Here is a 15928-nt window from a genome sequence, read left to right as displayed (position 1 = left end):
CTGATGTGTGATTCGTCCGCAACAGCCGGGGGAAAAACGCGTTCGCGTAAGCTACTCACCCGCGCGGTAGCCTACGCCTCGTACCGTCACAATAAGACGAGGATTGTCGGGATCGACTTCGATTTTCGAACGCAAGCGCTGGACGTGGACGTTCACGAGGCGGGTGTCTTTCGAGTGCTGGTAGCCCCATACTTCTCGCAAGAGCTCCTCGCGGCTAAAGACTTGGGATGGGTGGCGCGTCATCTGCAAGAGAAGTCCGAACTCCATGGGGGTGAGACGTATCGTTTCGCCGTTCCTGCAGACTTGGTGCCGATCAACATTAATCTCGAGGTCTCCGAGTGTGAGAACTTCTGCCTCACCACGGGGTGCTCGGCGCACGCGAGCGCGTATACGGGCGATGAGCTCCTCGGGTTCGAACGGCTTCGTGAGGTAATCATCGGCACCGACCTCGAGCCCTTCCACTACTTTTTCAGTTTCCGTGCGCGCCGTCAGCATAATAATGGGGACGTTCGAGCTCTCGCGAATATTTCTGCAAATCTCAATGCCGTCCATCTCGGGCAACATGAGGTCGAGGAGAACAAGGTCAATGCTCTCGCGTTCAAGGATGGCGAGACCTCTGCGCCCATTGGACGCCGTCACAACGTCGTATCCGCGACCATGAAGAAGGATCGAGACCATTTCGGCGATCGCAGCATCATCGTCAATCGCGAGAATTCTTGGGGGTGTGCTCATGCCGTTATCCTGCCAGAAACCCGTAACAGTCGAAACTTCAGCGGCCATAGACATTTGAAGAGTCTCGAATCACGAGCATCGGAATGCCGCCCTCACGATCGTAATCACGGCCACACGACGCGCAACGAACCATCTGCTCGCTCAGGTCGAGATCTGCGTGACACGCGGGGCAGCGCACGAGACTTCTAGCCCAGCTCAATTCGCTTTGGGATTCTTCTTCCGACGCCACCTCAGCTCCCTCCATTTCGGAAACTCGCACAGAACTCCCCTCACGCTCTCCCACTTCCCCGCGCACAACAGCGAGCGCCATATCTCGCACGCGTTCCATGGTCGCAGTTTCTGCAGCCTCGACGTTCAATCGCACGAGCGGCTCGGTCCCTGACCCCCGCACAGATAGCCACCATTGCTCGCGAGGGTCGCGTTCCTCATCCCAGTGGTTGAGCGTCACGCCGTCGAGATCATCGTGATCCGCACCGCACTCGACAAGGAACGCGGCAACGCGTTCAAGAACGGAGTCGACCGGCTCATCGATCGGGGAGTTGATCTCACCGCTCGCCGCATACGGCGAGTAGCGCTCGAGAAGCGCGCTCAACGGGCGATCTCCATTCTTCTCAAGGGTGCGCATCACGTGGAGTGCCGCGAGCATTCCTGAATCAGCGAAAAAGAACTCCCGAAAGTAATAGTGCGCCGAGTGCTCGCCCCCAAAAATCGCGTCGCGCTCCGCCATCACCTGTTTGATGATCGAGTGGCCCACCTTGGTTCTCACATACTCGCCGCCGGCGGCCTCGACAATTTCGCGGACCGCTCGGCTCGATGGGACGTTACCGATCACGACGGGACGCGGGCAGCCGTCGGACTGCGCTCGAGCGATCTCCTCCTCGGCGATCATAGCGGTCAGCGCGGATGGAGGGACGATCTCGCCATTCTCGTCAACAACGATGCATCGATCTGCATCTCCGTCGAAGGCAAGGCCGAGATCAGCATCGCTTTCTCGCACGGCCTCCTGCAAGTCCCGAAGATTCACGGGGTTGAGGGGGTTCGCTTCGTGGTTCGGAAACGTCCCGTCTAGGTCGAAGTAGAGCGGGACAATGTCAAGGGAGGGAAGCCGTGAGGCGAGAGCCGGGAAGGTACGACCTGCCATCGCGTTCGCCGCGTCAACCACCACCTTGAGGTTTCGCGTGCCATCGAGGGGTGCGAGGCGCAGCATGGTGGCGATGTAGTCGTCAAGCGTGTCGAGAGGTTCGAGCCGGCCGCCCTCGCGCACAGGGATCCTTCCCTCCTCGAGATAGGTGCGCGCGCGATCGCGCACATCGAGAAGGCCATTCGCCCGCCCCACGGGCTTGGCGTGCGCAAAACACATTTTGATGCCGTTGTCGCGCGCAGGATTATGCGAGGCTGTCAGTTGCGCACCAGCCGCGGCAAAAAGTCCGCTCGCGCAGTAGAGCTGATCGGTAGAGCTCAGCCCCGCAAAGGCGACCGTAGAGCCGCGCCGCACTGCTCCTCGCGCAAATGCTTCCGCAAGGTCAGGGCTCGAAACGCGCATGTCGTGCGCGACTATGACGTCGCCTGCATCAAGAAGATCAGCAAAGGCTGCGCCGAGCGCACCGGCGATCTCCGTCGTAAGAGTCTCGTAGGCGACACCTCGAATGTCGTAGCTCCCTACGATCTCGTCAAGCGCCCCCGCCGAGGATCTCGTGCCCTCAGCGCTCATCGGTCTCGTCTTTCACAAGCGTGAGGCGCCTTGGTGCCCTCGCCCGCGGATCCGACGCCGACTCGCCTTCATGGTGCCCCGCATCTTCGTAGCCTGCCTTGGCCTTGGGATCATCGGCGAGTACTCGAGCGAGGGCGAGCACGTCATCCTCAGGCGCAAGCGGCGCAGGAGCCGTCACCACCGTCCACCCTTTCGGCGCTGTAAACGATGCGGCATGGCTCGCGCACAGGTCGTACGAGTGTGGTTCACTTTCTCGCGAGAGCGGACCGATCACTGCAGTTGAATCCGCATACACGAACGTGAGCGTCGCGACAGCAGGCTTTGAGCAAGAGGACTTAGAGCATGAACGGGAAGACACGGCCTCTATCTTACGGCTCCAATTCTCGCGATCCATGTGTTTCGGCCGGTCCGCGTAGTCTAATAGCATGCCTTTCACACGAAACCCCGGGCCTCGCCGGCGAGATCGACACGGGCGCGGATTCCGGGGCGATCTCATTCCCTCGCATCTTCCGGGATTCGCCACACCTAGTGATCGCTTTGACACGCTTGTCGCCGAAGCGATGGGTCCTCTTTACGCACGCTTTTCTAGGCTCGAATATCTCCAGGTGCTTATCGAGGAGGTCCCTCTCGACACCGTCTCCCTCGATTCACCTCCGCTCGGGCGTTACTTTCCCGGCGACCGTAGAACGCGCCCGAGAATCATCCTTTACCGGCGCGCAATTGAATCGCGTGCCCGAAATCGCGAGGAGCTTGCCGAGCTCGTGTATGTCGTCGTGCTTGAAAACGTCGCGGTCGCACTAGGTAAACGGGTCGAGGACATCGACCCTTGGGCCGCGTAAGCCGCTCGCCCGGCTCTAACGTTCCACGTGGACGGTCATTCCTGAAGCCCGGGAAGCATCAGCAACCAGCGGAAGGGCGGCCACGAGAGTTCCGCCATCATCTGCCTTCACCGTCTGCGACCAAGACCCGCGGTAGGAACCGCCATCTTGCGAAACAACCACCACTCCGACGATAGAAGTCGGGCCCTCTCCCAGATCGCCCGCGGTCAAAGTAAGGGAATGCCCGCCTTCGAGTTCGTGGATGGTGCTCGTTCCCACAGAGCCATCACGCCTGATGGGAGCGATGCTCAGTTTCGCACCGTTCTCACTCATAATCGTGAGACTCCCGCCTTCCGCTGCCTTTCCAAGTGAAAGGAGCGACGCGGAATTGATTTCCTCCACGGGGGTGTACTCCGCGAAGTCCTGCGGAAGCCCCACGGTGTCACCTTGTCGACTGCCGCTTGCGATCGACGAGTTCACTGAGCCGACGACCGAAGTACGCGCGTTCACGACGATTGTGTAGGTGCCCGAGCCAAGCCCGTCAAGCGGGGTGTCGATGCTCGCGCCCTGACCAGGATCCTGCACGTCCCATTCTTTGATGACGGCGCCACTCGAGTCGAGAGCACGTACCGTTGCGAGCGCGCCCTCTTCGCGCACTTTGGCGGGATCACCCGACGCGCCTCCACGGACTGTGCGCGCGAGGGACAGGCGAGCGGAGCCTCCTTCGTGGGCCACAACTCCTGGAAACACGAGAGAGCTATCCGGCGTGCTCGCTTGTGTAATTTCGGTACCCATAGGCACGAGACCATCGCGCCTTACGAGCTCCGCGCTCATGGCGAGCGCAGTTCCGTTCACCTCGACATCAAGCGCGACCGTCTCACGTTCGTCCACGAGCGTCGCGAGCGAAACTCGGACGGTTTCACCGGGCCCCACGACGACATCGGAGCCTTGCGTGGACGGCTCGACTCCATTTTCAGAATACGCCGTAATGCGAGCTCTGGAAGCGCGGCTACCCGGGTTCGACACAACAAGCGCATCGGACGTTCCGGCGCGAGTCGTGAGCCCAGCAAAAGATGCTGCGCTCGTCGCCTTCGCGCAGCGCGAGAGCGCGAAACCCCGATAATCGCCGTTCCCCGTCACATGAGCTTGACTCGCATCAACGACGGGCTCGGATTCGTCTGCTGTGCTCGCGGTGAGGACGCTCGACGTTTCAAGAGAGTCGTGACTGTAGACGGCATTCAGGAGTGCGCTGGTCGCGGCATCGACTTCGGTGGCGTTACCCCCCATATCAGTACGGGCGATTCGCGGCGAGGCCCCTTCACCTCCCGCATCCGAGGAACCAGGCTCCATACCTGTTTGCGAACTTTGGTCCCCTCCGTAAAGTGCGTTGGAACGAGGATCCAGAGCGATCACGCTCAGTGAAGCTGAAGCAGCGGGGGCGCCCCCCGCAAAGTCCGCATCTCCGGCATCCTCGCCGGCTTGGCGTGCTTCTATAGGCCCCTGGCAGGCGCGAACAGCGCGGGTCGCGGTCGAGGTCGCACTCGCAGGGCTCGCACTCGTCAGGTTCTTCGCGGGAATAAGCACCACTGCACTCCCCACGATCGCAAGGACAGCAAGAACCGCGAGAGCGGCGAGGGAGTGCCGCGGGTAATTGCGCTTCTTGCCTGTCATCGTTTGACCTCACTTCGGTTGCGTCGAGGAACTGCCACGAGCGCGCAAACGATGAGACCGACAACGGTGACAACCCCCGCGCCCAACTGCAGATCATCGCTGTAGGTCACCTCAAGACGACCGTGCGCACCCGACGGGACGATGAAGCCCTGCTTCCACTTATCGATCGTCGTGGGGCGCAGTTCCTTGCCGTCGAGCGTTGCCCTCCAATGCGGGTCTGCGCGAACGGCAAGAGTGAGCGTACGCTCCACATCCGAGGCCGCTACCGCATCGGCGACACGAGTGCGCTCAGATGCGAGGGGGGTGACTTCGGTACCGTTTCCCGAGGCGTCGACAAGCCTAGCCCGTGGAGTCTTTCCTATAACTCTCCACAGCCCTCCGACGTCACTCGAGGTCACGAAACTCAACTGCGGAGCCGCCTCGAGTGCCTCATAGAGACGCGCTTGCGCATCCGGCTCTCCCGTGACAACCACGTACCCGATCGCGAAATCGGCAAGACTCGCCTCCGTGTCAGCTCCGCTTCCCGATCCCAAGGCGCTCGCAAGTGTGCGGGCAAGGGCGTCCTCTGCGGCGTCGGGGATCTGACCGCGTTCAGCGGCGCGAGCCCGCGCGGTTTCGTTTGCCCCGGAGGAATCGTCGGCGCTCGGGTGAGCGCCATTCACGAGCTGTGCCTGCACCTCGCCGCGGGCGTCTTCGTGAAGGACAAGGGTACGGGTCCGGTCTTTGCCAATTGAAGAATCCATTGCTACCGCAGGGATTTCGTTGCCCGCGGCCCGTTCGACTTCGAGTGCGCCGTTCCCCTTCATACCCCAAAGGAACGCGCACGCCGCCACAGTTGTAAGGCACACTCCTTGTAGTACGTAAGACGTGCCTTTCCGCGCCCTATGTATGGGCGCATGAGAGCGCCTTACGGCTGCATCTCCAAAACAGATCAGTCCCACGATTGCCGCGCCACTCGCAACCATAAGCGCAGCACCGGGATAGGCGGTATACGGAGTAGGGCCTTCGAATCCCACCACAGTCCGCTGCGAAACCCAAGCGAGACCAATTGCGCCAGCGAGAGCGAGAACGCTCACGCGCCCGACGAGACCGGCAGTGTGGCGGAGGAAACCGGCCCCGAGCGTCGCAGCTACGGCAAGCATCACAGGAACGAGAAAGAGGCCGAGAGTCCACCAACGAGGCGTGAGCCCCAACATTTGCGCGACAGGGTCGGCATTCGTTGGAGTGAGAGCGAGAAGGCGCGTCGTTCTGGGTGTTTCGAACGCGCCGGGCATTCCGGCATTGGCGAGGAGAGTCTCGGGACGAGAAAGATACAAAGGAACTGCGCTTATATGAAGCAGAAGAGTGGGAACGGCGCACCACCAAAGGCGGGCGCGACGGCCTGGTACGAGCGGAGCCACGGCCGCGATTCCGAGAAGAAAGAGCAGGGCGAGCGCCGGCTGTACGAGCGAAACCACGGCGACCATAAATCCAGCCATCGCTGCCGCGGGGACGCTCGCTTGCGAGACTTTGTGCGGGAGTCCAACGGCCCTCGCGAAGAAGAGGCCAGCGAGTGGCACGGCAACGCCAACCAGCATGAGAGGCCAACGACCTTCGAGGACTGCACACACAAACGCAGGAGAGAGAACCCACAGAAGGGTTGCGATCAAGCGCACCACGATGCTTCGCGTGATCGTTCCGCTTGCACACCACGCCGCAATAGCGCTCAGTGCGATTCCCGTGATGAGAATCCATGCGCTCAGGCTCTCGCCGGCCACGGGTATGAGCGCGCCTATTCGAGCAAGAAGGTCAGCAGGCCCCTCGGATCCGAGCCCTCCAGGAAGCCACGCAGATGTGACGATGTCCCAGTTGTCGCGGGCATTCGCGGCAAGAGGGCGATAGTGAGACCCCCTCAGAGTTCCCTCGCCTATAAGAGGCCGCACCGCGAAGAGCCCACCGACAAGCGCCAGGAAAGAGACGATCAAGGTCCAAGTTGTATGCCTTCCGTAGTCCGCATCCTCGAGGCCGTGGCGCGTTCCCGCGATGCCCCAGCTCGTCCGCCGAATCATGCGGGTACGCTCGTCGTCCGCGAACATGGCGGTCCACCAGGAATCGATTCCTTCACGCATCGCCACCTTGCGCGGCATGTACAGCGCGCTCATTCGCTTGCGCGACATGCGCGCCGTACGAGCCGTTCGTTGAGAGCGCGCAAGGGCTCCGGGTGCCTTGGCAAAAACCCTGAGGCAGGCAAGGAATTCGTGACCTACTGCGCGCGCATCATGGTGCGTGATCGCACGTGCCATGCGCCCGAGCGTGACCAGTGGAAGGAAAAGGAGCGTTAAAAGCGCAGGCAGCAGCGGCCGGAATTTCACGAGCGAAAGGACCTGCGAAGACCGGTACCGGAAGTCGTGAGGGCGCATGAGGATATCGTGCGGGGAACGCGTTGAGGCAGAAGGCACTACCTTGACGCGTTCGCCTGATCGCCATACTCGCTCCGAAAGGTCAATATCGTCCCACGGCGATGTAAGAGTGGGATCCAATCCGCGGAGCTTTTCCAGTGTGCGGGCCCTGACAAGCAAGCCAGGGCTCGTCACAGCAAGCACCTCATCTCGCCAGTCAGTTTGTCCCTGATCGATTTCACCGGGGTCAACACTCGTAAGAAGTCTGTGCGAGTGCGTAAGCGAAAGCCCGAGATCCACGAGTCGTGATGCAGGTCGGTCGACATCCTCAAGTGCGAGGTGCTTGGTGCCGACTAGCCCCACCGTCGGATCTTTGTCTAGAGCCCGCTCAAGCTCCTCTACACACGTGAGGCTCGGAGCCGCCGCTCCATCAAGAATCCATAGCCACGGCTCCTTGCTTTCACTGCGTTTGCGTCGCCGGCCACCTCGCGTCGAACCTTGGTTTTCGTCTGCGGTACCTCTCAAGCGTTCGGGGACAAGCGCGGTATGGGTTGCGGTTCTTTCCTCACGCCGCTCCTCGCGATCAAGATCAATGTTCTTCGCCCTGCGCCCCCGTGAACCACTCGTGAGGTACGCCCGCCTTTCCCAGTCAAGATCGCGTTCGGACTGTACTGTCGGCTCGGTTTCGCCGGAAACAGGGAAGAGATCCGACGACTGCTCGGCCAATCTCGGAGCTTCTTCCGCATGCTGAGCGCGCCCCCCAAAGGCAGGGTTCAACAAAGTGAAGTTGCGCGGGGAGCTCCCGTGCGTGTCCGTGGGCTTCGTGACTGTAGAACCTTGCTCACGGCGAACCTTCGTCAGGCGCGACGACTTGCGATCTAGCGTTGCCACGTGCTCCGAGCGCTCGCTCCGAATGCACTTCGCTTCCTCAAGACGGTTCGCAAGATCATCAACGACCTCGGCTCGGCCTGCATCCGCGGGAGAGGTTCGCAGAAAATCAATGAGGCCCTCTTCGCGGGTCGCTTCCAAGTAATCGCGCAGCTGTTTCGGTGCCGATTCCGGCACTGCGGCGAGAACCGCCGCGGGTAGAGTCGACTGAGCACGAACCGACTCGAGGGTGCGTGTGACGTCCTCGATCTCTTGGCTTGCCGAGACGAGGATGAGTGCGTAGACGTCCCGTTCAGTCACCGGGCACGACCACTATTCAACAAAGAAAGCCTAGATTGCACGCTTCTTGAGCTTGCGGCGTTCGCGCTCCGAAAGACCGCCCCAAATACCAAACCGTTCGTCGTTCGCGAGTGCATACTCGAGGCATTCGGCACGCACTTCGCACGACACGCACACTTTCTTCGCCTCGCGAGTAGAGCCCCCCTTCTCAGGGAAGAACGCTTCGGGGTCAGTCTGGGCGCATAGGGCACGCTCTTGCCAAGAGCCCTCGCCCTCACCCTCGGGGAGCAGCGAGGAGAACTCGACCAGAGTGAGCTCGCGGCGAGAGTCGTCCTCAAATGCCTGGAGGGTCATGAGGGTCCTTTCGGTTTTGTGGGGCAATGTCGTCGATTGGCATGCCGACGCGATGCACGTGCGCCACAGGTGCGGCGCTAGAGTTGACGCGTAAGCGTTCGGCGTTGCCACTAAAATACACCGATGTAACTTAGGCGCGTCAAGCCGCTTAATCGAATCTTTAGAGTTATGATCCTTCACTTTAAGACAGCCCCAGTGGAGAATTCGAGTCTTACCATCCCCGCCTGACACTCTGACCTGCAAAGGAACCGCACATGCCCGCACGCCACCTTCCCGGGGACGAGCCGTTTTTTCGAGAATGGAATGAGCATCACGGGCCCTACACCCGCTCTCGCACGCGCGCGGCGATCTTCGCCCGCGCGATCGGTCTCAACACCTCGCCGGGCATCCCCGTCGTGGGTGTCGTGGGTTCGAAAGGCAAAGGATCAGCGGTCGCAGCTGCGACGCAGTACCTCATGATGCTCGGCTACCGCGTGGGCACAATTTCCTCCCCGCCGTTCCTCACGAACCGTGAACGTATTCGCATAAACTCACGTCCGCTGTCGGAAAGCGCTTACAACGCCCTCGCTGCACGAGTTGCCTCCGCGCTGGACCACATGCCACCCGTAGGCAACACGGGAGGCTATCTTGCCCCCACGGGCCTCTTCACCCTCGCGGGCGCGACCTACCTCCTCGACGGCGGGGTCGACATTCTCGTCATCGAAGAAGGACTCGGCGGGGCGAGCGATGAAATCTCCCAATTTCGGCTCGACACCCTCGTGGTCACGCCAGTTTTCCTCGAGCACGAAGGCATCATTGGCGACACAATCGACGACATCGCGCGGAACCTCGTGGGCGCGGGCGACGAGCGCACCCGTCACGTCGTGTTCCCCGAAACTCAATGCAGCGAAGCTCGCGCAGCCATCACTACGCTCTTGCCGAACGCCGCCTGCCACGAGATCGCACTATCGCGCGACCTCGGATACGGCGCCCTGACCTCAACAAACGTCGCAACGGGATACGCCGCAGCCGCGATCACCCACGAGGCAGCCGTCGGACTGCACCACTCCCCCGTTCCCCACGAAACCGCCGCACGCCTTGCCCACAGCCTGCGGCTTCCCGGACGCTCCTCCCACGTATACGCACACGAGACCCACTGGCTCCTCGATGCCGCGATCTCACGCGAAGGCGTCGCCTCCGCACTCGACAACGCCCGACGCACCGGTCGTTTTGACGATGCCTACACCCTGGTGTGCATGCCCGACATCAAAAACCTCGCGAGCATCCTCGACCTACTCAACAGGGATCGTACGATTCTCGCGACTACACACGAAGATCACCTGTTCTTCGAAAACTACCCCAACGATTGGGAAATCATGCCTCTCCCCCAGGCACTCACAACAATTCAGAGCCGTTCACGCAACATCATCGCCCTCGGCACCATGAGCTTCGCTGCCGAAATGGCGGACTACCTCGGTCTCGACACCGAAACGTGGATCAACCCCTGGGCGCAGGTGCAGTAATGAGCAGACTCCTTGAAGCCCTCATCACCATGGGAAGCGAACCCGCGCTCGTAAGCTACGCAGACGACGGCCGCACAGAGCTCTCCGGGCGGGTTTTGGCCAACTGGATCGTTAAGTCGATCAACCTGTTCGGTAGCGAGCTTCTCGTCGACGAAGGTTTCACACTCGTACTCGACCTGCCGCCACACTTCAAACGCAGCGTCCTTCAGATCGCCGCATGGCACCTCGGCGCGAAAACGCACATCGCAGGCAGCGGTGACGTGCCCGAGCAGATCGATGTTCTCGCCACCTCGAAACCCAACTCGGCACTGGCCGATCAGGCCGGCGACATCCTCGTTCTCGAGCCCCGAGCCCTCTCACTCGCCTTCCCGGGTGAAATGCCACCGCTCGCCCTTGACTGGGTCCAAACAGTCCGTGCGGCAGGTGACAATCTCGAGACCCCACTCGCACATTTCACAGGGCCCGAGCCTGCACCACGGCCCGAATGGGGATCCGCACATCGAGTGGGACTCGAAGAAATCGATCTCGGGGACGCTGCAGCGGCACTCGCCGCTTGGATCGAGGGACGCACGGTTGTCGCGCCCCTCTCCCGTCTCAATCGCGCCGCGCGGGCCTCCGAGGGCATCGACTTCCCGGCGAGCGATTAAATGCTTGCGCGTAGGGTCTTCACACCCTCGGTGGGGTCCCCATCGAAAATCACACGCCCCTTTTCGAGAACGACGATGCGCGTGCACAGGTCGGTGAGCATATCTAACTCGTGCGAGACGATCACCATTGTTTTACCGTTCTCCTGCATCTTCCGAATTCTCGCGAGACATTTACGCTGAAACGGTTCATCGCCCACCGCGAGGATTTCGTCAACAAGGAAGATGTCGGGGTCTGTGTGCACCGCAACCGCGAAGGCCAGGCGCAAGAACATCCCCGAGCTGTAGTACTTCACGTCAGTGTCGATGAACTGCTCGATCTCACTGAACGCCACGATGTCATCAAAGCACGCGTCAATCTCGGCCTTGGACATCCCGAGAATCGCACCATTGAGATACACATTTTCTCGGCCCGAGAGATCCGGGTGGAAGCCTGCACCCACCTCGATTAGGCCAGCAACCTTGCCTCGCACGCTCACGCGACCGCTATCGGGGAACAGAACGCCTGAAATCGTTTTAAGAAGCGTGGATTTTCCCGAACCGTTGAACCCAATCAGCCCGACGGTTTCCCCGGCACGGACCGTCACATCGACACCATCAAGCGCCATAAACGTATCGCGGAGCTTTTGCCCCTTGAGCGCCGAAAACACGAGTTCTTTGAGTGCTCTCGTGTGGCGTAGCGAAAACTCCTTGGCGACGTTTTCGATTCGCACCATCTCGCGCTTTGATTCAGAAACAGGCATCACAGCTCCTGAGCAAACTTCCGCTTCGAGCGCTCAAACACGAAGGTCCCGAACGCAAATACGGCGATCGCAATAAGGAGACCCGCCCACCAGAGTTCCGCGGCTTCGGCACCCGCCGCGACCGTCGGTGCAGAGGCCCCCGACCCATCGAGAGCACGGGCCATGGGGCGCCAGAAAGCGCCGTGAAAGCATTCAACGACGATCGTGATCGGGTTGAGACTGTAAAGCACCCACCACAAGCTCCCGCCGATGGCCTCCTTGACCATCGAAAGGGCATAGAGCACTGGCGAGGTCCACGTCGCCACCATGATGATGAGATCAACGAAATTCTCGACATCACGAAAAGCGGCGTTCAGCGCGGCTGCGAGCATCCCAAGGCCCACGGTGAAAACGAGCAAAATCACCATGCCGATAAGAAACCACCATCCCTCGGCAAAACTCGGTCTCCAGCCAAACAACCCCGCCCCGACCATGAGCACGAGCACTTGCGGAACAAAGTGCACGAGCGCCACGAGCGCACTGGCCCACGGGAACAGCTCTGACGGCAAATAGATCTTCGACACGAGCGGAGCATTCGACGCGATCGAACGCGTGCAATTCCCGAACACCTCGCTAAAAAGATTAATGACGATGATGCCCGAAAAGAGATACGCCGCATACGCCGGAAGCGAGCGGTTCAGCTGCAAAAAAACGCCAAGCGCGAGATAAAAGACCGCGAATTGCACCGCGGGCTTTGCGTAGCTCCACGCCATGCCGAGAACGCTGCCACGGTAGCGCACCCTGAGCTCTTTCTTGACGAGGAGATTCAGGAGAAAACGCTCGTAAATGGGATTGAGCCAGCCCTTGTCACTGCCCGGAATCCGCCAGCCTTCGGACCTCTCCGCACGCGTGAGTGGCGAGGTACTCACGCGTCTTGATCCTCGCGCTTTGGTGCGGGGTTAGCCGCGAAGGTCCGCTCCCAGGCCTCAAAGGACGTGAGCTGCTTAGCTGCGGAGCGGTATTGCTCGCGCAAGGTATTCCACTTTGCAAAAAGCTCCGCGTGGGTGCGAGCAGCTTCGGTCAGAAGCTCCCGTGCTCGCTTCGGGTCACGCTTGTACCAGGCAAGCTGAGTACCTTCAGCGTTCGACACGAGTGCGCTTTCGTAATGAGAGAGTTTCCACCAGCGCGCGTCTTCATGCGCGATCGCCTCCTGGGGGTGCTCGAGCGAAAGACTGCTCGGCTTCGCAAGGGCCTGCTTAGCAAGCTGCTTGATCGTCCATGCCGGCATGAGGAGACGTCGAGGCTGGCTAAACCCTCGCCCCTTGCGCGGTGGTCTGTTTGTGCGCACAGCAGGGAAATCGTCAACATCTTTTTTCTGCACTGCATCGTCGAATTTCGCAGCGAGCGCACGGATTTCAGGGAGATCCGTTCCGATGGTGTCATGAAGATGATCAGGTCCCGCAAGTACATCCCGTTGCGCCATAAGACGGCCGGTCTGCGTGTAGTACTGCATGGAGATTATGTGTTTGATGTCCATGAAGTGTGATTCCTTCACGAGCCTTCCACCGCGTTCGTAAGGCGAATGAAGCAAGGCAGCAATCAAGCGGTTCCGCTCATGGAAAAATGCCTGCCACCCCACAAGATCATCTTTTTCGCCCCAAGACACGTGCCATACACCGGCGCCCGGCAACGTTACTGTGGGATAACCAGCATTTCCGGCTCGCAATCCATACTCGGCGTCATCCCATTTGATAAACACCGGGAGGGAAAGGCCAATTTCCCGCACGACGTCGGTGGGAATGAGGCACATCCACCATCCGTTGTAGTCGACGTCAACGCGGCGGTGCATCCACCTGGTCGCGCGAAGTGGGTGCTCGGCCAAATCATGATTGTACTTCGAATCATCGTTTGCAAGCCCATAGTGGAAGCGCCATCGATCAACGCTTTCACCAAATGCCAGCAAACTCGTGCGGTTGTTCAGATCGAACATGTGGGCGCCTACGAGCGTGGGCTTCGTCGCGAAGTCCGCGAACGTCACGAGACGTTCAAGTGAAATCGGCTCGATGGAAATATCGTCATCACAGTTCACCACGTAGGTAGATTTTTCTGCGATGCAGGCTTCATACATTCCGCGCGAGAACCCGCCGGAACCACCGATATTGCCCTGCTCAATCACGCGGAGCTTGCCACCCATCGCCTCCTCGAGCTCTGCGAGCTCGTCGGCGTGATCCCGCAAACGATCGCTTCCCTGATCGATGACGTACATGACATCGAGGAGCTCGAGCAACTGCGGCGACTCCGCGACCGTGCGGATGTTCTCGAAACAGTAGCGAACCTTATTCATGGTGGTCATGGCAATCGAGAAGGAACCGCGCACGCGTGCCAACGACTCTGGGGCCGAATACGCGGCACCATTTACCTCAAGAGATCCGGCACCAGCGTAAGCATCGAACCAATACCAGCCGCCATCTCCAAAAGCGGTGACGGGCAAAGTGAAGGTCGACGTCGCTTTCCCCGTCACCACCTTGGAAGCAACACGTCGCGAACGGCCATTTACGCTCGAGCGGTTCACGACAATCGTGCCTTCGCCCTTTGTCGCAACGGTAAGCGTCACCTCACGCACTCGAGTCCAGCGTCGCCAATACGACGCCGGGAAGGCATTGAAGTAGGTTCCAAAGGAACGAATCTGCCCCGCGGGGACGGTGATCCCCGAGCGTGTATAACTCCCGCCCGCAACACCACCTGCCGCGGCACGCCTTACCCCCGCGAGCGCCTCCATGACCTCATCAGAAGACCCCTGGGCCGCTTCAAAGGTCGAGACGTTCGCAGAATTCTCGACATATAGCGGCAGAGTCTCGGAGTTCGAACCAAGGGGCATCACAAGCCTATGGAGCTCTCGGTGGCCATCGGGAAGATCAAACGTGTCGTTCATGGTGCTCTTTTCACTCATCGGGTTCGAGAGGTCTCGCGAAATTAGCGGCGCAGAAGGTCCTCAAGTTTGTTATCGGCCATCGAGAGCGCGGCGCCGATCGCCATATGCATATCGAGGTACTGGTAGGTGCCGAGTCGGCCTCCGAAAAGAGTCGAGGGCTCGGCGTCAGCACGCTCGCGATACTGGAGAAGCGTCGAGCGGTCGTCCGCCGAATTCACGGGATAGTACGGCTCATCTTCGCGGCTCGCGAATCGCGAGTATTCGCGCATGATGATCGTCTTGTCCTCGGCATAATCCCGCTCGGGGTGGAAGTGACGCGGCTCGATAATGCGCGTGAACGGCACAGACTCGTCGGCATAGTTCATGACCGAGGTGCCCTGGAAGTCGCCGGTTTCGAGGGTCTCGGATTCGAGATCAATCGTGCGCCACTTGAGTTCACCGAGCTCGTAATCGAAGTAACGGTCAACGGGACCGGTATAGACGACTGGAAGTTGGCCGCGTACGTCTTTCTTGTTGAAAGGCTGCGACTCGTCGAAGTAATCAACCCCGAGCTCCACTTCGATGTTCGGGTGATCCGCCATGTTTTCGAGCCATGCGGTGTAGCCGTTTGTCGGCAGGCCCTCGTAGGTGTCGTTGAAATAGCGGTTGTCGTAGGTGTAGCGCACAGGCAGGCGTTTGATGATCGAGGCGGGCAGATCCTTTGGATCCGTCTGCCACTGCTTACCCGTGTAGTGCTTGATGAAGGCTTCGTACAGTGGGCGCCCGATAAGCGAGATTCCCTTGTCGTTGAGGTTTTCCGGATCCTGCCCCGCAAACTCACCGGCCTGTTCCGCAATGAGCGCGCGCGCCTCATCCGGCGTCATCGCCGAGTTGAAGAATTGGTTGATCGTGCCGAGGTTGATCGGCATGGGGTACACGATGCCTTTGTGGGTCGTGTAGACCCGATGCACATAGTTCGTGAATGAAGTGAACTCGTTGACATACTCCCACACTCGCGTATTCGACGTGTGGAAGAGGTGGGCACCATACTTGTGCACCTCAATGCCCGTCTCCGGGTCAATCTCACTGTAGGCATTGCCGCCGATATGCGGTCGGTTGTCGATCACGGTGACCTTTGCGCCGTGTTCGCGCGCGGCACGATCCGCGAGTGTGAGGCCGAAAAGGCCGGAGCCGACGATAAGCAGGTCGGGCGTACTCATTCTTTTTGGTCCCTTCGAGGTTTGACGGGTCGCTCCCACAATAGCGGTCGCGCTCGCATAATCACGTGTACGCACCGTGGTTGAGGCGTCGGTTCGTC

13 protein-coding genes are annotated in these 15928 nt (G+C 60.2%); 3 read left to right on the top strand and 10 right to left on the bottom strand.

The annotated features are described in order from the left end of the window. Positions 1 to 51: 51 nt before the first annotated feature. Genes mtrA through M3B90_RS04205 form a run of 3 tightly spaced genes read right to left on the bottom strand, consistent with a single transcriptional unit; the run spans position 52 to position 2801 of the window. The gene (mtrA, locus tag M3B90_RS04215; protein WP_259888781.1) at positions 52 to 732 is read right to left on the bottom strand and encodes an MtrAB system response regulator MtrA; all 681 of its coding nucleotides are present in this window, start codon (positions 730 to 732) and stop codon (positions 52 to 54) included. A gap of 37 nt (positions 733 to 769) precedes the next feature. Next, complete coding sequence (locus M3B90_RS04210) at positions 770 to 2443, bottom strand: phosphomannomutase/phosphoglucomutase (RefSeq protein ID WP_259888780.1); 1674 nt, start codon at positions 2441 to 2443, stop codon at positions 770 to 772. Beyond that, entirely contained in the window at positions 2433 to 2801 is a 369-nt protein-coding gene (locus M3B90_RS04205) for a DUF3499 family protein (RefSeq protein ID WP_311199938.1), read from the bottom strand. Before M3B90_RS04205 ends, M3B90_RS04210 begins: the two co-directional genes overlap by 11 nt. A gap of 67 nt (positions 2802 to 2868) precedes the next feature. On the opposite strand from M3B90_RS04205, the gene M3B90_RS04200 reads away from it, so the two are divergent. Then, on the top strand, positions 2869 to 3282 hold the full coding sequence (locus M3B90_RS04200; protein WP_259888779.1) for a metallopeptidase family protein: 414 nt from the start codon (positions 2869 to 2871) through the stop codon (positions 3280 to 3282). A gap of 15 nt (positions 3283 to 3297) precedes the next feature. Here M3B90_RS04200 and M3B90_RS04195 read toward each other — a convergent pair whose 3' ends face one another. Genes M3B90_RS04195 through M3B90_RS04185 form a run of 3 tightly spaced genes read right to left on the bottom strand, consistent with a single transcriptional unit; the run spans position 3298 to position 8831 of the window. Next, positions 3298 to 4932, bottom strand: coding sequence for a DUF5719 family protein (locus M3B90_RS04195; protein WP_259888778.1), 1635 nt, complete (start codon positions 4930 to 4932; stop codon positions 3298 to 3300). Beyond that, positions 4929 to 8498 carry a glycosyltransferase gene (locus M3B90_RS04190; protein WP_259888777.1) on the bottom strand — a complete coding sequence of 1190 codons (3570 nt, stop codon included), beginning with the start codon at positions 8496 to 8498 and terminating at the stop codon, positions 4929 to 4931. The genes M3B90_RS04195 and M3B90_RS04190 overlap by 4 nt, the downstream gene beginning before the upstream one ends. Before the next feature lie 30 nt (positions 8499 to 8528). Next, entirely contained in the window at positions 8529 to 8831 is a 303-nt protein-coding gene (locus M3B90_RS04185; RefSeq protein ID WP_259888776.1) for a WhiB family transcriptional regulator, read from the bottom strand. Between the two features lie 254 nt (positions 8832 to 9085). On the opposite strand from M3B90_RS04185, the gene M3B90_RS04180 reads away from it, so the two are divergent. Beyond that, positions 9086 to 10333 carry a hypothetical protein gene (locus M3B90_RS04180; protein WP_259888775.1) on the top strand — a complete coding sequence of 416 codons (1248 nt, stop codon included), beginning with the start codon at positions 9086 to 9088 and terminating at the stop codon, positions 10331 to 10333. Continuing rightward, a complete protein-coding gene (locus M3B90_RS04175) occupies positions 10333 to 10980 on the top strand; it encodes a TIGR03089 family protein (protein WP_259888774.1) in 648 nt (215 codons plus the stop codon). The genes M3B90_RS04180 and M3B90_RS04175 overlap by 1 nt, the downstream gene beginning before the upstream one ends. On the opposite strand, the gene M3B90_RS04170 is transcribed toward M3B90_RS04175, so the two are convergent. From M3B90_RS04170 to glf, 4 genes are read right to left on the bottom strand one after another with little or no spacing between them, the layout of a single operon-like run. Then, positions 10977 to 11720, bottom strand: coding sequence for an ABC transporter ATP-binding protein (locus M3B90_RS04170; RefSeq protein ID WP_259888773.1), 744 nt, complete (start codon positions 11718 to 11720; stop codon positions 10977 to 10979). The two genes, M3B90_RS04175 and M3B90_RS04170, sit on opposite strands and share 4 nt — an antisense overlap. Next, complete coding sequence (locus M3B90_RS04165; RefSeq protein WP_259888772.1) at positions 11720 to 12628, bottom strand: ABC transporter permease; 909 nt, start codon at positions 12626 to 12628, stop codon at positions 11720 to 11722. The genes M3B90_RS04170 and M3B90_RS04165 overlap by 1 nt, the downstream gene beginning before the upstream one ends. Continuing rightward, on the bottom strand, positions 12625 to 14631 hold the full coding sequence (locus M3B90_RS04160) for a glycosyltransferase (protein WP_259888771.1): 2007 nt from the start codon (positions 14629 to 14631) through the stop codon (positions 12625 to 12627). Before M3B90_RS04160 ends, M3B90_RS04165 begins: the two co-directional genes overlap by 4 nt. Before the next feature lie 41 nt (positions 14632 to 14672). Then, positions 14673 to 15830 carry a UDP-galactopyranose mutase gene (glf, locus tag M3B90_RS04155; protein WP_259888770.1) on the bottom strand — a complete coding sequence of 386 codons (1158 nt, stop codon included), beginning with the start codon at positions 15828 to 15830 and terminating at the stop codon, positions 14673 to 14675. Between the last annotated feature and the right edge of the window lie 98 nt (positions 15831 to 15928).

Origin of the sequence: Dermabacter sp. p3-SID358, from assembly GCF_025147465.1 — a bacterium.
Classification (GTDB): domain Bacteria; phylum Actinomycetota; class Actinomycetes; order Actinomycetales; family Dermabacteraceae; genus Dermabacter.
The sequence above is the reverse complement of the archived record's forward strand: the minus strand, read 5'-3'. Positions and strand labels throughout refer to the sequence as shown.